Genomic DNA, 20,112 nt, shown 5'->3' with positions numbered 1-20,112 from the left:
AAAAGATTTTACAATAATGTTTTTATATACGTTGGGGGTATTTTCCATGAAAAATCGATCCGATGGTCGACGACCTAATTGGGCAGATTTCTACGGTCCGAATCTCGGCTATGTTATTGAACTTTACGAAAAATTTAAAGAAGACCCTCTGTCAGTAGAAGAAGATATGAGGGATTACTTCGAAAGATATGGTAATCCTGCTGAACAAGAGGACACATATACAGCTCCAGTATCTTACGTTGAAACTTCGCTGCTTCCAATGGAAAAGATTATTGCGGCTGCGAACCTAGCCGATAAGATTAGAGGGTATGGTCACTTAGCAGCAGATATTTATCCTTTAAAGGACAGAGAACCTAACAAGGAATTAATTGAATTAGATTTTTATGATTTGACGAAAAAGGATCTAGAAAGTATTCCTGCAAACCTAATTTCTAAAGATATTCCAGGCCACATCCAAAATGGTTATGAGGCTATTGAATATTTGAAAAAGGTTTACACAGGAAGTATTGCATTCGAAATTCGTCATGTTAACAATATAAATGAAAAGAATTGGCTTCGTCACAAAATAGAAAGTGGTACTCTTCAACTGAACCTAACGAAGGACAGAAAAATTAGTTTATTGACTCGTCTAACAGAAGTGGAAGAATTTGAAAAGTTTCTCCATAAAACATTTGTTGGGCAAAAGCGTTTTTCCATTGAAGGACTAGATTCAATGGTACCAATGATAGATGAAATTATTGCAGAATCTGTACAAGACGGGGCAAAAACGATCAATATTGGAATGGCCCATCGCGGCCGTTTGAATGTGTTAGCGCATAATCTTGGTAAGCCTTATGAGATGATCTTCGCAGAATTCCAGCACGCGCCAAATAAAGAGCTAGTGCCTTCAGAAGGTTCGATTGGAATAAACTTTGGTTGGACCGGAGATGTAAAATACCACCTGGGTATTGATCGCCAAATTAAAGACGAAAACACTACGAAGGCCCGTCTAACACTCGCAAATAATCCAAGTCATCTTGAATTTGTTGGAGCAGTGGTGGAAGGTTTTACTCGTGCTGCACAAGATGAACGTACATCAAAAGGGTTTCCGAAAGAAGACTTAAAATCAGCGTTAGCTATTTTAATCCATGGAGATGCCGCCTTCCCTGGTCAAGGAATTGTTGCAGAGACTTTAAACTTAAGTCAATTAGAAGGCTATAAAACAGGTGGAACCGTCCATATTATCGCAAACAACACGATTGGTTTCACAACTGAATCTACTGACTCACGTTCTACGAGATATGCTAGTGACTTGGCTAAGGGATACGAAATGCCTATTATCCATGTCAATGCTGATGATCCAGAAGCTGTTATTGCAGCTGCAAGACTAGCATGTGAGTATAGAGAAACGTTCCAAAAAGATTTTTTAATCGATTTAATTGGGTATCGTCGATTCGGTCATAATGAGATGGATGAGCCGATGACTACAAACCCATTAATGTATAACATTATTCATAAGCACCCAACTGTTAAGGAACTTTATGGGAAAACCCTTCTAGAAACTGGTGTTCTTTCTGAAGAAGCTAGAAAAAACCTAAATGATCAAGTCTTACAAAAGCTCATAGAAGCACATAACAAGGTACCTGATAAGAAAAAAGAAGTTACAGATGCAAGTCCACCCGAAGTCGTTGAAAAAGGGTTACCTGTCATAGACACATCTGTTCCTTTAGAACAACTTAAGCAAATCAATGGTGAATTATTAAATAGACCAAAATCATTTAAAGTATTCGGTAAGCTAGATAGAATATTACAACGTAGAACAGAAGCACTAGAGACAAATGGAAAAGTGGACTGGGGATTAGCGGAGACGCTTGCTTTTGCTTCCATAATCTCAGATGGAACTCCAGTGCGAATTACGGGTCAGGATTCCGAACGTGGTACGTTTGCTCAAAGAAATATCATGTTACACGATCATGAAACAGGGGAGAAATTCTCTCCGTTACACACACTTTCAACAGCAAAAGCATCATTTGCTGTACACAATAGTCCATTATCTGAGGGTTCTGTTTTAGGATTTGAATATGGTTACAATGTGTTTGCCCCAGAAACGTTAGTATTATGGGAAGCACAGTACGGTGATTTCTCCAATGCTGCACAGGTTATTTTTGATCAATTCATTTCTGCAGGAAGAGCAAAATGGGGTCAAAAGTCTGGTCTTGTTATGCTTCTACCACACGGATATGAAGGTCAAGGACCGGAGCACTCAAGTGGTCGTATGGAAAGATTTTTAACTTTGGCTGCAGAGAATAACTGGACTGTAGCTAACTTAACGTCAGCGGCACAATACTTCCATATTTTGAGAAGACAGGCTGCGATTTTAAAACGAGAAGAAGTTAGACCATTAGTTCTGTTAAGTCCAAAGAGTTTGTTAAGACATCCACTTGTTTCATCCGAAGGAATGGAGTTTAGTGAAGGTGAATTCCGATCTGTTTTGGAACAATCTAATCTTGGAACTCATTCCGAAAAAGTAGAAAGAGTTGTATTTGGGACTGGTAAAGTGATGATTGATTTGGCAGAACATTTACAATCTGATGAGAATTATGATTGGCTTCATATCGTTCGAATTGAAGAAATATATCCGTTCCCAATGGCAAAAATTAAAGAGATACTAGAAAAATATCCAAATGTTAAAGAGATAGTATGGATACAAGAAGAACCGAAAAATATGGGAGCATGGAACTTTATTGAGCCAAGATTAAAAGAAGTAGCTCCGACAGGGGTTAACGTTTCTTATATAGGAAGACGAAGAAGATCAAGTCCTGCAGAAGGGGACCCAAATCTTCACAAAAAAGATCAAGCTCGTATTTTAAACGCAGCATTAACTCGCAAGGAAGAAGGGGGATTATAAGGTGGCTGATATCAAGGTACCTGAATTAGCTGAATCTATAACGGAAGGCACAATAGCTCAATGGTTGAAAAAGCCTGGTGATCATGTAGAAAAAGGTGACTACATTGTAGAGTTGGAAACGGATAAAGTAAACGTTGAAATTATCTCTGAACAAAGCGGTGTGCTAAAGGAAATTAAATATGAAGAAGGTGACACCGTTCGCGTAGGCGAGACGATTGCTATAGTTGAGGAAGGAGCAGGAGGCGCTCAGCCAACTCAGGAAACGAAAGCAGAAGAAGCACCAAAAGCTGAAGCAAAGAATGAAGTTGAGACAACTCAGTCTCAACAAACAACTTCAGAAAGTGACACTAACTCCAATAAACAACGTCCAATAGCATCGCCTGCTGCGAGAAAACTAGCAAGAGAAAAAGGCATTGACCTAAGCCAAGTTCCTACTAATGATCCACTAGGCCGAGTACGTGCTCAGGACGTAACTAGTTATAATCCAAATACTAAGCAACCTGAACCAGCACCTAATCCTCAAAGCAAACCTGCATCTACTGAGGATGTAACGAAACCTGTTGAGAGAGTCCGCATGTCAAGACGTCGCCAAACAATTGCAAACCGTCTTGTAGAGGTTCAGCAAACAGCTGCGATGTTAACAACATTCAATGAAGTGGACATGACAAATATTCTATATTTACGTAAACGAAGAAAAGATAAGTTCTTTGAAGAAAATGATGTTAAGCTCGGGTTCATGTCTTTCTTTACAAAAGCTGTTGTAGCAGCACTTAAGAAAAACCCACTTCTTAACGCTGAAATCCAAGGAGACGAAATTGTTATCAAAAAGTTTTATGATATCGGGATTGCAGTTTCTGCTCCAGAAGGATTAGTAGTTCCAGTTGTTAGAGATGCTGATCGCAAAAACTTTGCAGAAATTGAAGGCGATATCCTAGATCTTGCACAAAAAGCTCGCTCAAATAAATTATCAATCAGCGACCTACAAGGTGGTACATTCACGATCACCAATGGTGGAATATTCGGTTCACTACTATCGACTCCGATTCTAAATGGTCCTCAAGTTGGAATTTTAGGTATGCATAAAATTCAACTACGTCCAGTTGCGATTGATGAAACAACAATGGAAAATAGACCGATGATGTATATCGCATTATCGTATGACCACCGAATTGTTGATGGCAAAGAGGCCGTAACATTCTTAGCTAGAGTAAAAGACCTATTAGAAGATCCAGAATCCTTGCTGTTTGAAGCTTAGTATAAAAAACAGAGTCAAATGGCTCTGTTTTTTACTTTTGGAGCTAGATAAATACCTAGTAGCTACAATTGGTTCATTTTCATTATAAAACCACCGACACTTTAAGTGATCGGTGGTTGTTTTTACATTAACGATTTTTAAATGGCTTTAATCCACGCTTTTCAATTTCATCCTTCAAAATTCTAGCCCAGTCCTTATCCTTACCTGACTTCAATGCATCACGATACGAGACGACCAACTGTTCATTACTCATAATCTTCACTGTGCATACCTCCTGGTAAAAAGGATTGAATATTCTAACTTATTAATTTATTGTAAAGGTTTTTTTAGCTTTTGAAAACCCAAATTACGAAATTTACTAAATTTATTTAAGGTAAATTTAAAGCCTGATATCTAATCCTAAGAGATCTAAGTACTTAAACATATTTACAACTTAATTAAAAATGAAAGTATTCAAAAAGTTGAATCAGAACCTATATGTAAATCGTCTAAATTCATGGAAAGTTTGTATAAGTGGAAGAGTTATCTATATATGTCTTATAAAAATTTCCACATAAGTATTAATTTGTTATTATTATTAGGTATATTTGTAGAATTGAAGGTGATTAAATGAAGAAATCGCTAAAGATACTAGTTAGAGCGATTACCATCATAGTAGGGATTTGCTTTTTTATTTCCTTGCCATACTTTGTAAGTGTGGAACCGGGTGTGTATGAAGGAGAAGGGAAGTTAAGTTTATCCATTGAAAATGCAAAGTTACGCTTTGAAGCATTACTAATCGAAGGAAAACTAAGTGTTACAGATACTGACTTTTTAAAGTATATCTTAGATACGGATGTAAAGGAGCGATACTCTTATACATTAACCATCTTGGGTGTCTCAGTTATAGTCGTTAGTCTAGTTGGTCTAATCATAACGTTTATGATTGTCAGTTTGCCTTTAAAAATACGTGAGATGGTTAAACCCATAATCAATATGACAGAAGCCATTCCTGATTTATTAATTATCTTCTTGTTTCAAATAGGAGTTATTACTTTGTATAAAAGTACAGGAATAAAATTCTTAAAATTATATGGAATTGGTGAAAATCCCTATTTCATTCCGATTGTTACCATATCGTTTTTACCGATTTTCTTTCTAATTCAATTTATGATGAAAGTATATGAAGATGAAGAAAATCAACATTATGTTCTCCTAGCAAAAGCAAAGGGGTTAAATCGTGTAGCAATTAATTTGAAATATATTTTTGCAAACACAATTTCTTTTTTCGTGCTTAATCTCCGCACCATTGTGTGGATTATTCTATCAAATATTATTTTAGTAGAATTTATTTTTAACATTAAAGGGTTTTCAGAAGATTTATTTAGAATGATATTCTTTGGCTTTGATCCCATTACTACAATTCTGTATTTATTCTTATTTACTGCACCAATTTTATTAATAGATTTCCTTGCTATGATCATTACAAGGAAGCAGCGTATAAGAAAAGGTGAACTCAGTGCTTAAATGGCCAGATGAAAGGAGCTTTATATGTTTCACAAATATAGAAAGACAACCATTCTCACTATCATGCTTCTCCTATTTCTAGGTTTAAGCTTCGTCTATCCATTTATAGGACCTGAGGATTACGGTAAAGTATATTATGAACTTGATGAAAAAGCCAATGTAATAAGTAAAGCCCCTTATCCACCATCTTTTAAAAATCTTTTAGGTACTGATTTAGAGGGTCGAGATATGCTGTTACTTCTAGTTGATGGGGCAAAGTTTACGATTATAACTGCATTATTAATTGCGGTCCTACGCGTAATTTTAGGAGGAATTGTTGGAATACTTCTATCTATGTGGATACCGAAATCTTTAACTTATTTTAAAGATTTTTTCCTTACATTTAGATATATACCAACATTAATTTTAGCCATTGCTTTAATGATGCCCGTAACAGGTAGATTTACAGGCCTTCCATATAATGAAATTCTTCCTTACCAGATTGCCGTTCTTGTTATAGTTGCTTTTCCATCGGCAGTTATTTTTATGAGTGATGTTATTGAAGAACTAAAAACAAGACAATTTATAGAAGTTTCTTATTTAATGGGGGCTTCACGTCTTCATATCCTAATTAAACACTTATTGCCTTATGTAAAAACATATAGTCTACTACACTTGGTACAACAATTTTTTTCTACTCTAGTATTATTAATGCATCTTGGAATATTTGGACTCTTTCTTGGTGGAAGAACTAAATCCGGTGGAATAGGTACCGATCCTGATGCCCCACCACCTCCAGAATCATTATCTAATGAATGGGCGGGATTAATTGGTCAAAGTTTTAACAACCTTTTACAAGCTCCTTGGATGGTCATTAGTCCCATGCTAGCTTTTTTTGTATTATTATTTATTACGAATGTCATAAAAAAAGAAATTGAAGAATCTCTATCGAGTACAACAGTAAAAAAGAAAAAACGTGAAAAAAGCCGTACAAATGACATAAATTCTGACTTGCAGCAAACAAGTTCTTTCGTATTTATTGAAAAATAGGAGGATATAATGAACCTACAACTCGATCACATCGTACACTTTATTAATCGCCATCCCAATGAAGTTGTAGAGAGGTTACAACAGATAAATGTCCATGCTGTAATGGGTGGACAACATGAACAATGGGGAACTTTTAATAGTCTTCTATATTTAGAGAAAACGTATATTGAGTTCTTAGCGATTGAAGACAAAGAAAAAGCAAAGGAATCCAATAACCCTCTCATTAAACAACTTGTGAGAGAAGCAGAAAGAGGGGAAGGGGTATTCCAGGTATGTTTTAGAACAGACAATATTTCAGCTTTAAAACAAATGTTAGAAGATAAAGGATTTGTTGCTTCTTCAATCTTTGAAGGAAGTCGTAAAAGAAGTGATGGAAAAATCATTCAATGGAAGATGCTTTTTGTAGAAGATGAGTGTCCAGTAAGTTTTCCATTCTTTATTGAATGGAATCAGTCCGATCATGAGCGATTGAAGGACCTTAAAGAGCTAGGTTTCATTTCTGAAACTCATTCAAAAACCAATATCAATTCCATAGAATTCGTAGTTCCAGAACTAGAAGAAATCTACTCATGGGCAAAAATGTTTGATTCAGAAGTGACAACTACAGTAGAAACATTTTCGATTAAATCAGCAAGCATTACAATAAGTGATTGTAAGATCATCTTTACACAACCGACATCCACCGAGGGGACACACTTTAAGATACTGAAAGAGAAAGGAGCTCGTCCGTTCGAGATTTCTTTATCACCAAACTTAGTAGGAGAACCAGTGAATTTACTTGGTAGTTCATATTTATAGAGGACGCGGTAGCGTTCTTTTTTTGATTCCTAAATAAACATTATGTTAAAAGTGTTATATTACGAAAATATTGAATATTCTGTTTTATATGTTAACATAAATTGTAAGCGTTTTTATTGTTGTTAGGAGGTTGAATTGGATGTCACATTTATTAGAAATTACAGTAGGAAAGCTATTAGAAGAGAAAGCAAAACTACATCCTAATCACGAGGCTCTGGTTTATGCGGACCGAAATTTAAGAATGACATATGAGCAATTCGATTTGCATTGTAGACAAGTAGCTAAAGGGTTAATGAAACTTGGACTAGAAAAGGGCGACCATGTTGCAGTATGGTCTACAAATGCTCCTGAATGGCTATCTTGTCAGTTTGCAACAGGAAAAATGGGAGCTGTATTGGTTACAGTTAATACAAATTATCAGAAAGCAGAACTAGAATATTTATTGAAGCAATCCGATTCTACAACGATTATATTAATGGAGCAATATCGAGATACTACTTACATAAACATGCTTTACGAAATTGTACCTGAATTACAGTATTGCGAGGCAGGTAAACTACAATCTAAAACACTTCCGAATCTTAGAAATGTTGTGGTATTGGGTGAAAATCATTACCCTGGTACTTTCCAGTGGAATGATATTATAAAGATGGCTGATAGTGTTTCAGAAGATACTCTTGAGGAACGTATGAATTCACTCCATTTTGATGATGTCATTAATATGCAATATACGTCTGGTACAACAGGATTTCCTAAAGGAGTTATGCTCACTCACTACAATATCGTCAATAATGCCTTTAATATAGCTAATTGTATGAAACTATCAAAAGATGACCGTCTTTGCATCCCAGTTCCATTCTTCCATTGCTTCGGATGTGTACTGGGTACGTTAGCGTGTGTATCAGTCGGGGCAACTATGGTTCCCGTACAAGAGTTTAATCCTAAAGTAGTTCTTCAAACGGTCCAAGATGAAAAGTGTACAGGACTCCATGGGGTTCCAACCATGTTTATTGCTGAACTGAATGACCCTGACTTCAGTAAGTATGACTTGTCATCACTAAGAACTGGTATTATGGCAGGAAGCAATTGTCCAATTGAAGTCATGAAAGACGTTATTGGGAAAATGGGAGCTTCTGAAATTACAATTGCATACGGACAAACTGAATCTTCACCTGTTATAACTCAAACAAGAACGGATGATCCAATTGAGATTCGTGTTGAAACCGTTGGTAAAGCACTTCCTAATGTTGAAGCGAAGGTCGTTGAACCAGGAACAAACAAAGAGGTCCCAAGAGGAGTACAAGGAGAGCTATGCACGCGTGGCTACCATGTAATGAAAGGATACTACAATAATCCCGACGCAACAAAGGATGCTATCGATGAGGATGGATGGCTGCATACCGGAGATTTAGCCGTTATGGATGAGAATGGCTATTGTAAGATCACTGGTAGACTGAAGGATATGGTTATTAGGGGAGGAGAAAACATCTATCCTCGAGAAATTGAAGAGTTCTTGTACACTCATCCTAAGGTGTTAGACGTTCAGGTAGTTGGCGTTCCAGATGTAGTATACGGGGAGGAAGTTGTTGCATGGGTTATTTTAAAAGAGGGTCAAAGTGCTACAGCAGAGGAAATGAAGGAGTTCTGTAAAGGTAAGATTTCTCGACATAAAATCCCTAGGTATATTGAGTTTACAGATGCGTATCCAATGACCGCATCAGGTAAAATTCAAAAGTTCCGCCTAAGAGAGCAATCCATTGAAATGATTGAGAATTCAAGTAAACTTAACTAATATTATTCATGTTTCTCCATCTTTTCTCATCCAAAAGGAGGAAATGACTTCCTCCCTAATTCCAATGTGTGGAAAAAGATTTCAGCTTACAATCTAATTGAAGGTTGAAGTTGAAAGGAGAAGATCGAGATTTATGATCAATTATACGCTTTAGAAGTGATAAATAGAGAAAGACAAAAGGAGCTAAATAAGTTACCCTTCTATCTCTATAGAAAAGGAATTGAAATAAAATCAAATAAGAAACAACAATCTATTTGTAAAGTGCCTGTAATGGCTAAGTTACCTCAATGTCAGTGTCAATAATTAAAGAAGACCACTGTAACTAAAATAAATAATACAATATATAAGACCTTCAAAACGGGCCGTATATGACGGCCTTTTTTGATAGGTTTCTTTTAGTTTATTTATAAAATTTACTGATTTATAATAAAGGAAGAATAAGGGAGTCCTAAAGGAAGGATGTATGAGTTTGAAGAATACGTTTAAATTATTTGTTTATGGAACTTTAAGGAAGCATGGAAAATACCACGAATTACTTAAAGATGCCCGATGTTTAGTAGAACAAGCATGGATATACGGCGAACTCTATGATACTGGACTAGGATATCCAACGATGATGCCTTCTGAGGATAAAGTGGTTTATGGTGAAATGTATGAAATTAATAATGAGCAATTATGGCAGATAGATAAACTAGAAGACTATGTTGCCGGAAGAAGTAACAATCTGTATGAAAGAGTTACCTATAACGTATTTACGGATCAGGATTCTCTTGAAGCTTACATATATGTGTCGAATAGAAAGGACTTACATGTAACGCCTATTCCTCATGGAGATTGGAAGCTATATACCTTTTTAAAAGAAAAACCTGAAACATTTTATTACTTTGCGTATGGTTCATGCATGGATACCGAACGATTTAGACTAGCAAATGTTGATCACTATTTTAGTAATGTAATAGGCGTTGGTATGTTAGAACAATACTCTATGAAGTATTTATATTCAGTGTCTGACGGAGGCCGTGCAGACATTGTGGAGGACGGGGGATTAACAGAAGGTATTGTTTATGAGGCTCCATATGATGCTGTTCAATATTTGTTTAAGAGAGAAGGGTTCTATACAAGAGCCTACAGACCAATTTTTGTAGACATTAAGATGAAAGATACGATTTTAAAGGATGTTTTAACCTTTCATGTGTATGACAAAAGAGAAGAAACGGTCCCACCCCATCATTATGCTACGGAAATCTTAAGAGGAGCAAAAGGTCGAGTGAGTTCTAAATATTTTGAGTATTTAAGGAATGAACTAGTACGTCTTGGTATTGAGGATATTGAAAAAGTTGGAGGTTAATATGAAGGTAACAATTAGTAGATTAAAAGATGACCCTCCTTATCATTTATTACTTGATGCAGACCCCTCTAAAAGTTTAGTGGATTCTTATCTGGAGAGGGGTCATTGCTACGTATGTACTCTAGATGACAAAATGGTTGGTGTCTATGTACTTTTGCCAACAAGGCCGAAAACCATTGAGATTGTGAATATTGCTGTGGATCCTTCCTACCAAGGAAAAGGGATTGGAAAACTGCTTGTACATGATGCAATTGAAAAGGGATCAGAACTAGGCTTTACAACTATCGAAATTGGAACAGGTAACTCAAGCTTGTCACAGCTTGGCTTATATCAAAAATGCGGTTTTAGAATAATTGGAATTGATCGCGATTATTTTATTCGACATTATGAGGATGAGATATTCGAAAATGGGATCCAATGTACGGATATGGTCCGTTTAGCCAGATATCTGTAATGAGAATAATTTGTTTAGCTATCATTCTACTCGCATTTCTAACAGGTTGTAAGCCAGAGACTGTTACGGTCCATCCGGATTCTTATATACAATGGTATTATGATGAAAATAAGTTACAGTTCCACGTTCATCTTATAAACGAAGAAAATGAAGAAATAAAACTGGAACACTTAAAAATAATCATTAAAGATAAAAACATTGTTAAAGCATTAAAGCAGGATGATGGGAAAATCTCATTAGGTAACACTTATACACTTGGTCCGAATGAAAGTAGAATGGTCGAGAGCGAGTTAATTGATTTTGATCCAAAAGGGATAAACGAACAAATGTTAAATCAGGCTTTTTATATACAGTTATATGTCAAAGAGACATTAATCGAGTATGAACTAGACTCCCTTAATGTGGTAAGAGAAAAGTAGTCGTTTTTTCACACGACTACTTTTTATGTTTCTACATCAATAAAAAAAGTATGAATTAGAATTAGACTCTTTTACGATTTAGAAAGCTTCATTCTTATATACACTTAATATACAACGAATGGAGGAAGTATATCATGCAAACAGCTAAATTATATGAAACACACCTAAAAACGAATCATTTAGAAAAGGCCATTGAGTTCTACAAAAGCTTAGGCTTTACGCTGGCATACGTAATTGAAGAACGTAGGGTAGCCTTTTTCTATCTAGGGGATGTTTCACAAAAAGAGAATATGCTTGGAATTTGGGAAACTGAGGGAGATGTTCCAAAAAGACACATAGCTTTTACCATTACAACCGATGAATTAAAATCGTCCATACAATGGTTAAGTGAGAGAGGAATCGCTGCTGAAGAGGACTTTGGCTTACCACCGATTGAGCCTATTGTGCACAGCTGGATGCCGGCAGCATCTGTTTATTTTAGAGATCCTGATGGCAACTCTCTTGAGTATATTGCATTACTTGATGGACCTCCGCACCCAGAGCTTGGAGTGATATATTTAAGCAAATGGGAAAGTCTCAATAAATAAAATCAACATGATGTTTCATACGAGCCCATTTGGTGGTAAATAGACACTACCACCATCTCAGAAAGAAGGGGAATCGTATGGAACTATTTATAAGTTCATCCTATTACGAAGTGGTGTATGAGAACCATTGTTATAAAAACCTTGAATTTATTCGCTTAGATACCATTTGCGAAAAAACATATGTCACTCTAAAAAATGTTATTACGGGTGAAATGTTAACTTTCGAGCAAGCTTGTATTAGAAAAATTAGAAAGAAGATGTTTCATTTTCCTTTAAAACAGAAAAGTAGAGTTAGCTAAATTAATGCTTTTGAATAGCGATTAATCATATGTAGTTGCAAGACCCAATGCTTTTTCCATATAATAAGTGATATAGATCATTAGAGGAGTGTCCAAACATGATTCACTTAAAATGGAATGAGCGAGAAACGGTAAAAAAGGTTAAATGTGTACACACAGATGCTAAAAAGTATATCGTAAATCAAAAACTTACAGCAGGTAGCGTTTACGAAGTGAAAAATGAGACTGAGGAATTTTATTTCATCGTAGATAATAGCGGCAGAGTAGGCGGCTTTTATAAAGACTACTTTGTTGACGCGTAATCATTATACTTAACTTCGTTAAAAGGACTGTTACTTACGTAGCAGTTCTTTTTTTATCAATCCTATTGACTAATTACTTATTTAGTGTAAAATTCCACTATAAGAATAAAAATGGATTTTTTAACAATAGGAGGCTTCTATGTCAAAAAAAGTAAAGATCATTCTTTCTAGTTTCCTAGTAATAATCATTGGAATTGTAGCTACTATCTATGTAGAGTTTGCAGGCTTACCGTGGAAAAAACAGACTGTAGGAAATGAAATATTACATTATCTTGAAAACAAATATAACGAAGAATTTGTGATCGACAAGCGTTTTTATAATTTCAAAGACTCGTCTTACAATATTAAAGTTCATCCGAAAAATAACCCTTCTGTCCAATTTAATGCCGGAGAAGGTTACGGTGAATATCATTTTGTCGATTATTATGCAGAGGCACTCTGGGAAAAGCAGGCTACTGAAGATTTTAAAAGTATCATTGAAAAGCATTTTCCAGAGAAGCAGCATTTTAGAGCAAATGCCGTATATGGAGACGGGATGGACTTAGTTAAGAGGCCTCCAATCCCACACTATAGTAAAACAAAGGCTTTTATTATGTTAGGAATCAATATCCCGACAAATTTTTCTAAGTCAGAAGGAGACTTTAAGAAGATGCTGGCTGTAGTAAAGTCCATGCAAGAGGTCGGTGGGAATATTGAGTTATTTATATCTTATGGTCCTGAGGATGATAGTAAAAACATGACTTATGCAACATTTACTCCAGAGGAAGTTAAGAAAATCAAATCAATAGAAGATATTAAACGCTATTATAATAATGTACAATAGAAGGATAGAATACCATCTATCCTTTTTATTTTTGCGTTGAGTAGGTGTTTATGTGGCAGTTTATTTCTGGATTGGTATCGGAGGAGTCGTTGGCAGTCTTTTGCGCTATGGAGTTTCAATTTTAACTTTAGAATTATTGAATCGAGGATTTCCTTATGGAACACTTATAGTAAATCTCATCGGGTCATTTTTACTGGGTTGGTTTACAACAAACATCCTACAAAAGAACAAAATAAGTAGACACTTTAGTTTGGCTATTGGCACAGGTTTAATAGGCTCGTTTACAACTTTTTCTACATTAAGTAACGAAGTATTAACTCTTATACAGAACGGTTTAATTACGGAAATGGTTATATATATATTGGTAAGTCTTATCGGAGGATTATTTCTTGCTTTTATAGGATTATCTTTAGGAAACCACAAAGAAGGTAAACCCATATGATAGATATATTGTGTATTGCATTTGGTGGCTTCTTTGGTGCTATTTCACGATACTTTGTTGGAAGTCTACCAAAGAAACTTGGGATACAATCCTCTATACCAATCGGAACTTTAAGTGTCAACCTGATAGGTTCTTTTTTTCTAGGTTTTCTAATTGGGAGTGGAATAGAAGGCAGTCTATACTCCTTACTTGGGATCGCATTTTTAGGTGCATTCACAACGTTTTCAACTTTAAATGTAGAAGCAGCAAGATTATTCTTAGAAAAAAAATATACGACTGCCTCACTTTATTTACTATTTTCTTACCTATTTGGTGTTATTCTTGCCTTGGCAGGTGTGTATTTAGGATTAAATTAACCCGTTAGCTAATGCTAACGGGTTAATTTAGTCCATTGTTAGAATGTTTGATTTACATTTGGTTTTGCAGAGAATAGTAGGTTAGCCGTGATTAATCGATTTCTAACTGCAATTCCAATCCAAGAAGCAAGAGCGGCTTTAATAAGCCCAACAATAATAAATGGTGTGAACCCACCAGTCATAGCTGCAGTCCAAGATAAGTCTGCCGCAATCTTTAACCATGCAGTTCCAAAGCTTAATGTAATAAACATACCAATTACATTTGCCATTAAAGCATTTTTAATAGTAAATCCTTGCTTCTCCATAAACCAACCGATGAAAAATGCAGTTGGAACGAAACCAACTAAATAACCTCCAGTTGGGCCAACAAGCTTTGAAATACCACCAGAGAATTCAGCAAAAACTGGTACACCCGCGGAGCCAATAATTAAATATAAAATAACGGAAATAGTGCCGTAACGTGCTCCTAGAATAGTTGCAGCCAAACCAATGGCTAACGTTTGCCCAGTGATTGGAACAAGAGGAAGCGGGATCGTAACCTGTGCTAATACACCAATAATAGCGGCAAATAAAGCGGTTACAATCATGGACCTAAGTTTTAGTTGTTCTTTACTCATCTGTTATCTCCTCCACTTAATGTTAACTTATGTATGATTATCGTTGACAATTAAACTATAAATATAACAGAAAAATTTGTCAACAGGCTAAAATGGTTTTCAATGATAATTTAAACATATTTATCACTGATATTAATAAACTCCTTACAAAAACCTTGCCTTGTTATTACTAAGACATACATAGATATTCATGTTTAATATACAAACTTATAAAAAACTTTTGAAATTGGTAGGACTTGGAGTACAATATAATGCAAATGATCATGCATAGAAACGGAACTCTTTTAAATTGTTGTAATTGAATATATGACACTAGTAAGTAAAATCATTAATAATTATGGGGGAGAGAGAATGAAAGCACTTATTAATATTGATTATACGTTTGATTTTGTAGTAGGAGCTCTACCTTGTGGTGAGCCGGCCATTAAGATTGAAGAGGAAATCTCAGTCTTAACGAAAGATTTCATTACAAGAGGGGACTTTGTAGTGTTTGCCATTGACCTTCATCACAGGAATGATCCTTACCACCCTGAGACAAAATTGTATCCACCCCATAACCTTGCAGGTACCGATGGAAGAAAGCTGTATGGAAAGTTGAATAACGTTTACGAACAGCATAGATTGGACGAAAATGTTTATTGGATGGATAAAACCAGATATAGTGCCTTTGCCGGTACAGATTTAGAGTTACAATTACGAACAAGGAATATTTCAGAAATTCATTTGACTGGTGTTTGCACCGATATTTGTGTGTTGCACACTGCTGTAGATGCTTACAATAAGGGATTCACTATAGTCGTACATGAAAATGCGGTCGCGAGCTTTAATGAACATGGTCATACGTGGGCGTTAGAACACTTTAAGGGCTGTCTAAATGCAAACGTCATTTAGAGAATTGTTTTAAAAGAGGAGGGTCAACATGACTAGATTATACGAAGATGATAGTTTGGTTTTACACACCGATTTATACCAAATAAATATGGCAGAAACCTATTGGGAGGACGGCGTTCATAACCGCAAAGCTGTTTTTGAAATGTATTTTCGAAAACTTCCATTCGGGAATGGATACGCTGTATTTGCAGGACTTGAACGAGCAATTGAATACATCCAACAGTTCCGATTTACAGAAAGTGATATAGACTATTTGAAAAATGAAGTTGGTTACCAGGATGATTTTCTGCAGTATTTAAGTACCCTTCGTTTTACGGGTAATATTCGCTCCATGATTGAAGGCGAATTGGTCTTTGGAAATGAACCGATGCTTAGAGTGGAGGCTCCTCTTGCAGAAGCCCAACTTGTAGAAACAGCTTTGCTTAATATCATGAACTATCAAACGCTAATCGCAACCAAAGCATCTCGTATTAAACAAGTGGTCGGAGAAGAGACTGCCATGGAATTCGGAACCCGCCGAGCACAAGAACTTGATGCTGCAATTTGGGGAACTAGAGCTGCTTTTATCGGTGGCTTTAATGCCACCTCAAATGTTCGCGCTGGAAAAATGTTCGGAATTCCTGTAGCAGGAACACATGCTCACTCACTTGTTCAGGCATATAAGGATGAATATACAGCCTTTCACAAGTATGCTCGTCGTCACAAGGATTGTGTTTTCTTAGTCGACACATATGATACGCTAAAATCCGGAGTTCCAACAGCTATTAAGGTGGCAAAAGAACTCGGGGACAAAATTAACTTTAGAGGAATCCGTTTAGACAGTGGAGACTTAGCCTATCTTTCAAAGAAAGCAAGGAAGATGCTAGATGATGCCGGATTTACAGAAACCAAAATTATTGCGTCAAATGATCTTGATGAATATACGATTATGAACTTAAAGGCACAAGGAGCCCAGATTGATGTATGGGGAATTGGTACGAAACTCATTACTGCTTATGATCAAGCTGCTTTAGGTGCTGTTTATAAACTCGTATCCATAGAAAATGAAAACGGAGAAATGGTCGATACCATCAAAATAAGTGGGAATCCAGAAAAAGTATCAACACCAGGATTGAAAAGAGTTTATCGAATTATTAATAAAAATAGCAAAAAATCAGAAGGGGACTACATTACGTTGGAGGATGAGGAACCTGAAAAAGAAGAACGCATTAAGATGTTCCATCCGGTCCATACGTATGTAAGTAAATTCGTAACAAATTTTGAGGCTAGAGAACTTCATCAAGATATCTTTACGAACGGGAAACTTGTGTATGAAAACCCTTCTTTATTAGAAATGCAAAAGTATGCAAAAGAAAATCTTCAATTGCTATGGGAAGAATACACTCGTTCACTAAATCCTGAAGAATATCCAGTTGATCTAAGTCAGAAGTGTTGGGACAATAAAATGAGAAACATTCAAGAAGTGAAAGAAAGTATAAAAGCAAATAGAGCCAAATAATACCACTCAAGTTATTATTATGTTACTATAGCTTACAAAGCTGGAGGAGGCGTGATATGGAGAATCTACAAAAGCGAATTATGTCAGAATTAAATGTAAAGTCAGAGATTAATCCAAAAGAAGAAATAAAAGAACGAATCCATTTTTTAAAAGAGTATGTAATAAAAACAAAAGCAAATGGCTTTGTTCTAGGGATTAGTGGAGGACAAGATTCCTCTTTAGCCGGGAGATTAGCCCAACTCTCTGTAGAAGAACTAAGAAAAGAAGGCTATGATGCGAAGTTTATTGCTGTTCGCCTACCTTATGGTACGCAACAAGATGAAGATGATGCTCAAAAAGCTCTAAAATTTATCAAACCAGATGAAGAATATACCTTTAATATAAAGGAACCAGTGGATGCTGTTCAACATGAATATGATCATATTACAAAAGGTGAAATTCTAAGAGACTACCACAAAGGCAATGTTAAAGCACGTATGAGAATGGTCGCCCAATATGCGATTGGTGGTCAAGAGAACTTACTAGTAATTGGTACAGATCACGCTGCTGAAGCAGTTACGGGATTCTTCACAAAATATGGAGATGGTGGGGCAGACCTACTTCCCTTAACTGGACTATCAAAAAGACAAGGTAGAGCATTACTAGCTGAACTTGGAGCAGAGGAGAGCCTCTACTTAAAAGTTCCCACAGCTGATCTGTTAGACCAAAAGCCTGGTCAAGCGGACGAAACCGAATTAGGAATTTCTTACGAGGAGTTAGATGATTACTTAGAGGGGAAAGAGGTTTCTGCCGAGGTAGCTCAAAAGATTGAACAACGTTACATAGTTACTGAACATAAACGAAGACCACCGGCTTCTATGTTTGATGAATGGTGGAAATAAAGCTTGAGATATAATGTCTCAAGCTTTTTGAATTTCATATAAACACTTCTTCAAAACTGGTTTAAAGTTAGATAAGGGTTCTATTTACGACTAAAATAAGGACCACACCATCCGGTCTCATGTGTTTTTACATAAGTCCAATTAAAGTGTTTGTCTACAATATACACATCACTCTCATCGTGTAAATCATCTGCTGTGAAACCTGAAGCATTCTCAATGATAAAGGCAGTATCACTATGCTGATAAAATAGGAAACAGCTTTTCTTATGTGCTTGATTAAAAGCCTCATTGGCTAATTCTTCTGTTAGACAATTCCGTTTTCCGTAGCTAAACAGATGCCAAAGATACCCGCACGCTCCATCCTGATCGAATAAATAAATAGACTTTTTATCCGATTGACTCAAATGGTTAGCAAACTGCTTTTCCCATTCATTTCTTAAATAACCTCCCCAATTTCCTATTTCTATTACCCTGATTTTCTTTTGCTTTAATAAATCAACTATATCCATCGGGTCCTCCAGCCTTACGACCAATACGTAATTGTATCCAATAATCCTATTAAGATCATCAATGTACCAGCAAACTTTTGAACAATCCATCCGATTTTGCGACTTTTCTTCATTAGTAATCCGTCAAAGCCAAATAACCAAATGATACTAAGAACAACCAATACAGGTAGAGCTGTTCCTATTGCAAAGACGGATGGAAGGACAGCGCCGTATTCTGTACTTATTACAATCGGCATTAAGGTTAAGAAGAAAAGGGAAAACATCGTTGGACAAAAAGCCAAAGAGAAGCTTGCTCCCATGAGAAATGAGCCTATAATTCCATCTCCTTTAATGGTTGGAAAAGTAAATTTCTCAAAAATTCTAAGTTTAAGAAAACCAAGTAAAACAAGACCAATCACAATTAAAAGTGGTCCCATTAATTTTCTGATAACCGAAAAGTATTCAGGAAGGGCATATTGAAGTTCTTTACCTATTAACCAGACTGCAAGTCCAAGAATTGAAAAAACAACAACTTTACCAAAAATAAAGGAAGTAACTTCCACCCACTGCTTTTTGTACTGTAGACTTTTGGAACCATATAAAGTAATAGCTCCGATATTTGCCGTAAGCTGGCACGGTGCTACAGCACCAATTAGTCCTAGAACAAAAGCAGCTAGCAATGGGACTTGTTCCGTGGAATTAACTAGAGTAAAAAACGGTTGACTAAGCAAATGACTAATATCATTTAACCACTGATACATAATAATACCTCCATCTATTCACGAGCTTGAAGGTTATCCCAACCAAAACGGTCAATAAACCTAGAGAAATGCTCTCGTTTTTTTCCGTTGGAACGGTATAAATCGATTAACTGATCGACAGTCTCATATAATTCCTCAGGTGTTAATCCACTCTTAAATACACGTCCAATCTTGGCATCTATGCCTTTTGCCTTTCCGCCAATATAAAGGTCATAACCATCCTGTTTCTTAATTACGCCTATATCGTTAATAAGCGGTTCACCACAAGCATTCGGACATCCTGTATAAGCAGGGCGGAGAGGGAACGGAACAGGCTGACCAGCAATCCTTTTATTTAATTGTATAGCTACAGGCATCCCTTCCTCTTCTGCACCTTTACAAAAATTACAGGTACGGAGTGATTTTACATAAAAACCGACTGGGTAGCATTCAAGACCTGCATCATTAAAATCACTTTTCATCTGCTCGTATTTTTCTTCATTTATTTCAATATATAATTGTTGAAATACAGTCAATTCAACTTCTGAATCTTCGGGAAGATAATGAAGTAAAACGTTCAACTGTTTTGTATTTAATTTTGAACCAAACCCTATACCGGGATGTACAGCTACCTTGATGTTATTTTCCATGTTATAAACTCCTCAAGAAAGATAGTATTATAAACTAGTTTACTATAATA

22 protein-coding genes are annotated in these 20,112 nt (G+C 36.0%); 17 read left to right on the top strand and 5 right to left on the bottom strand.

The genetic code is table 11. The features are described 5' to 3' along the window. Positions 1-46: 46 nt before the first annotated feature. Both sucA and odhB read left to right on the top strand, forming a co-directional pair. The gene (gene sucA, locus ACFYKX_RS02665) at positions 47-2,887 is read left to right on the top strand and encodes a 2-oxoglutarate dehydrogenase E1 component (protein WP_389357788.1); all 2,841 of its coding nucleotides are present in this window, start codon (positions 47-49) and stop codon (positions 2,885-2,887) included. Between the two features lies 1 nt (position 2,888). Continuing rightward, positions 2,889-4,142, top strand: coding sequence for a 2-oxoglutarate dehydrogenase complex dihydrolipoyllysine-residue succinyltransferase (gene odhB, locus ACFYKX_RS02660; protein ID WP_389357786.1), 1,254 nt, complete (start codon positions 2,889-2,891; stop codon positions 4,140-4,142). Positions 4,143-4,269: 127 nt separating this feature from the next. On the opposite strand, the gene sda is transcribed toward odhB, so the two are convergent. Then, positions 4,270-4,395 (bottom strand): sporulation histidine kinase inhibitor Sda, encoded by a 126-nt coding sequence (gene sda / locus ACFYKX_RS02655; protein ID WP_389359015.1) that lies wholly within the window; start codon positions 4,393-4,395, stop codon positions 4,270-4,272. A gap of 356 nt (positions 4,396-4,751) precedes the next feature. On the opposite strand from sda, the gene ACFYKX_RS02650 reads away from it, so the two are divergent. The 12 genes from ACFYKX_RS02650 to ACFYKX_RS02595 all read left to right on the top strand — a co-directional run bounded on the left by ACFYKX_RS02650 (position 4,752) and on the right by ACFYKX_RS02595 (position 14,297). Next, positions 4,752-5,648, top strand: a complete 897-nt coding sequence (locus tag ACFYKX_RS02650; protein ID WP_389357785.1) for an ABC transporter permease subunit — start codon at positions 4,752-4,754, stop codon at positions 5,646-5,648. Between the two features lie 24 nt (positions 5,649-5,672). Continuing rightward, a complete protein-coding gene (locus ACFYKX_RS02645) occupies positions 5,673-6,677 on the top strand; it encodes an ABC transporter permease (protein ID WP_389357783.1) in 1,005 nt (334 codons plus the stop codon). A 9-nt stretch (positions 6,678-6,686) separates the two neighbouring features. Beyond that, positions 6,687-7,475, top strand: coding sequence for a VOC family protein (locus tag ACFYKX_RS02640; RefSeq protein ID WP_389357781.1), 789 nt, complete (start codon positions 6,687-6,689; stop codon positions 7,473-7,475). Between the two features lie 139 nt (positions 7,476-7,614). Further along, on the top strand, positions 7,615-9,267 hold the full coding sequence (locus ACFYKX_RS02635) for an AMP-binding protein (protein WP_389357779.1): 1,653 nt from the start codon (positions 7,615-7,617) through the stop codon (positions 9,265-9,267). A gap of 469 nt (positions 9,268-9,736) precedes the next feature. After that, complete coding sequence (locus tag ACFYKX_RS02630; protein ID WP_389357777.1) at positions 9,737-10,615, top strand: gamma-glutamylcyclotransferase; 879 nt, start codon at positions 9,737-9,739, stop codon at positions 10,613-10,615. Between the two features lies 1 nt (position 10,616). Beyond that, positions 10,617-11,069: a GNAT family N-acetyltransferase gene (locus ACFYKX_RS02625; protein WP_389357775.1), complete on the top strand. Its 453-nt coding sequence runs from the start codon at positions 10,617-10,619 to the stop codon at positions 11,067-11,069. Continuing rightward, positions 11,033-11,488, top strand: a complete 456-nt coding sequence (locus tag ACFYKX_RS02620) for a hypothetical protein (protein ID WP_389357773.1) — start codon at positions 11,033-11,035, stop codon at positions 11,486-11,488. Before ACFYKX_RS02625 ends, ACFYKX_RS02620 begins: the two co-directional genes overlap by 37 nt. A 134-nt stretch (positions 11,489-11,622) precedes the next feature. After that, positions 11,623-12,075 carry a VOC family protein gene (locus ACFYKX_RS02615; RefSeq protein WP_389357771.1) on the top strand — a complete coding sequence of 151 codons (453 nt, stop codon included), beginning with the start codon at positions 11,623-11,625 and terminating at the stop codon, positions 12,073-12,075. Between the two features lie 397 nt (positions 12,076-12,472). After that, positions 12,473-12,676 carry a DUF6501 family protein gene (locus tag ACFYKX_RS02610; RefSeq protein WP_389357769.1) on the top strand — a complete coding sequence of 68 codons (204 nt, stop codon included), beginning with the start codon at positions 12,473-12,475 and terminating at the stop codon, positions 12,674-12,676. Positions 12,677-12,815: 139 nt separating this feature from the next. Further along, complete coding sequence (locus ACFYKX_RS02605) at positions 12,816-13,499, top strand: YfjL-like protein (protein WP_389357767.1); 684 nt, start codon at positions 12,816-12,818, stop codon at positions 13,497-13,499. Positions 13,500-13,551: 52 nt separating this feature from the next. Beyond that, positions 13,552-13,941 (top strand): fluoride efflux transporter CrcB, encoded by a 390-nt coding sequence (gene crcB / locus ACFYKX_RS02600; RefSeq protein ID WP_389357765.1) that lies wholly within the window; start codon positions 13,552-13,554, stop codon positions 13,939-13,941. Then, positions 13,938-14,297, top strand: a complete 360-nt coding sequence (locus tag ACFYKX_RS02595) for a fluoride efflux transporter FluC (RefSeq protein WP_389357763.1) — start codon at positions 13,938-13,940, stop codon at positions 14,295-14,297. The genes crcB and ACFYKX_RS02595 overlap by 4 nt, the downstream gene beginning before the upstream one ends. 38 nt (positions 14,298-14,335) lie before the next feature. Here ACFYKX_RS02595 and ACFYKX_RS02590 read toward each other — a convergent pair whose 3' ends face one another. Further along, positions 14,336-14,914, bottom strand: a complete 579-nt coding sequence (locus ACFYKX_RS02590; RefSeq protein ID WP_389357761.1) for a biotin transporter BioY — start codon at positions 14,912-14,914, stop codon at positions 14,336-14,338. Between the two features lie 351 nt (positions 14,915-15,265). Here ACFYKX_RS02590 and ACFYKX_RS02585 point away from each other — a divergent pair, with 351 nt between their 5' ends. The 3 genes from ACFYKX_RS02585 to nadE are packed head-to-tail and all read left to right on the top strand — an operon-like array spanning position 15,266 to position 18,184. Beyond that, complete coding sequence (locus tag ACFYKX_RS02585; RefSeq protein ID WP_389357759.1) at positions 15,266-15,805, top strand: cysteine hydrolase family protein; 540 nt, start codon at positions 15,266-15,268, stop codon at positions 15,803-15,805. A 28-nt stretch (positions 15,806-15,833) separates the two neighbouring features. Continuing rightward, on the top strand, positions 15,834-17,303 hold the full coding sequence (locus ACFYKX_RS02580; protein WP_389357757.1) for a nicotinate phosphoribosyltransferase: 1,470 nt from the start codon (positions 15,834-15,836) through the stop codon (positions 17,301-17,303). A gap of 56 nt (positions 17,304-17,359) precedes the next feature. After that, positions 17,360-18,184, top strand: a complete 825-nt coding sequence (nadE, locus tag ACFYKX_RS02575; RefSeq protein WP_389357755.1) for an ammonia-dependent NAD(+) synthetase — start codon at positions 17,360-17,362, stop codon at positions 18,182-18,184. A gap of 80 nt (positions 18,185-18,264) precedes the next feature. On the opposite strand, the gene ACFYKX_RS02570 is transcribed toward nadE, so the two are convergent. The 3 genes from ACFYKX_RS02570 to ACFYKX_RS02560 are packed head-to-tail and all read right to left on the bottom strand — an operon-like array spanning position 18,265 to position 20,062. Next, positions 18,265-18,693, bottom strand: coding sequence for a DUF4275 family protein (locus tag ACFYKX_RS02570; RefSeq protein WP_389357753.1), 429 nt, complete (start codon positions 18,691-18,693; stop codon positions 18,265-18,267). 14 nt (positions 18,694-18,707) lie between these two features. After that, a complete protein-coding gene (locus ACFYKX_RS02565) occupies positions 18,708-19,433 on the bottom strand; it encodes an urease accessory protein UreH domain-containing protein (RefSeq protein ID WP_389357751.1) in 726 nt (241 codons plus the stop codon). A gap of 14 nt (positions 19,434-19,447) precedes the next feature. Further along, entirely contained in the window at positions 19,448-20,062 is a 615-nt protein-coding gene (locus tag ACFYKX_RS02560) for a nitrite reductase (RefSeq protein ID WP_389357749.1), read from the bottom strand. Between the last annotated feature and the right edge of the window lie 50 nt (positions 20,063-20,112).

The sequence above is a fragment of the Cytobacillus spartinae genome (genome assembly GCF_042865285.1).
Lineage (GTDB): Bacteria > Bacillota > Bacilli > Bacillales > Cytobacillaceae > Robertmurraya_A > Robertmurraya_A spartinae.
The sequence above is the reverse complement of the archived record's forward strand: the minus strand, read 5'-3'. Positions and strand labels throughout refer to the sequence as shown.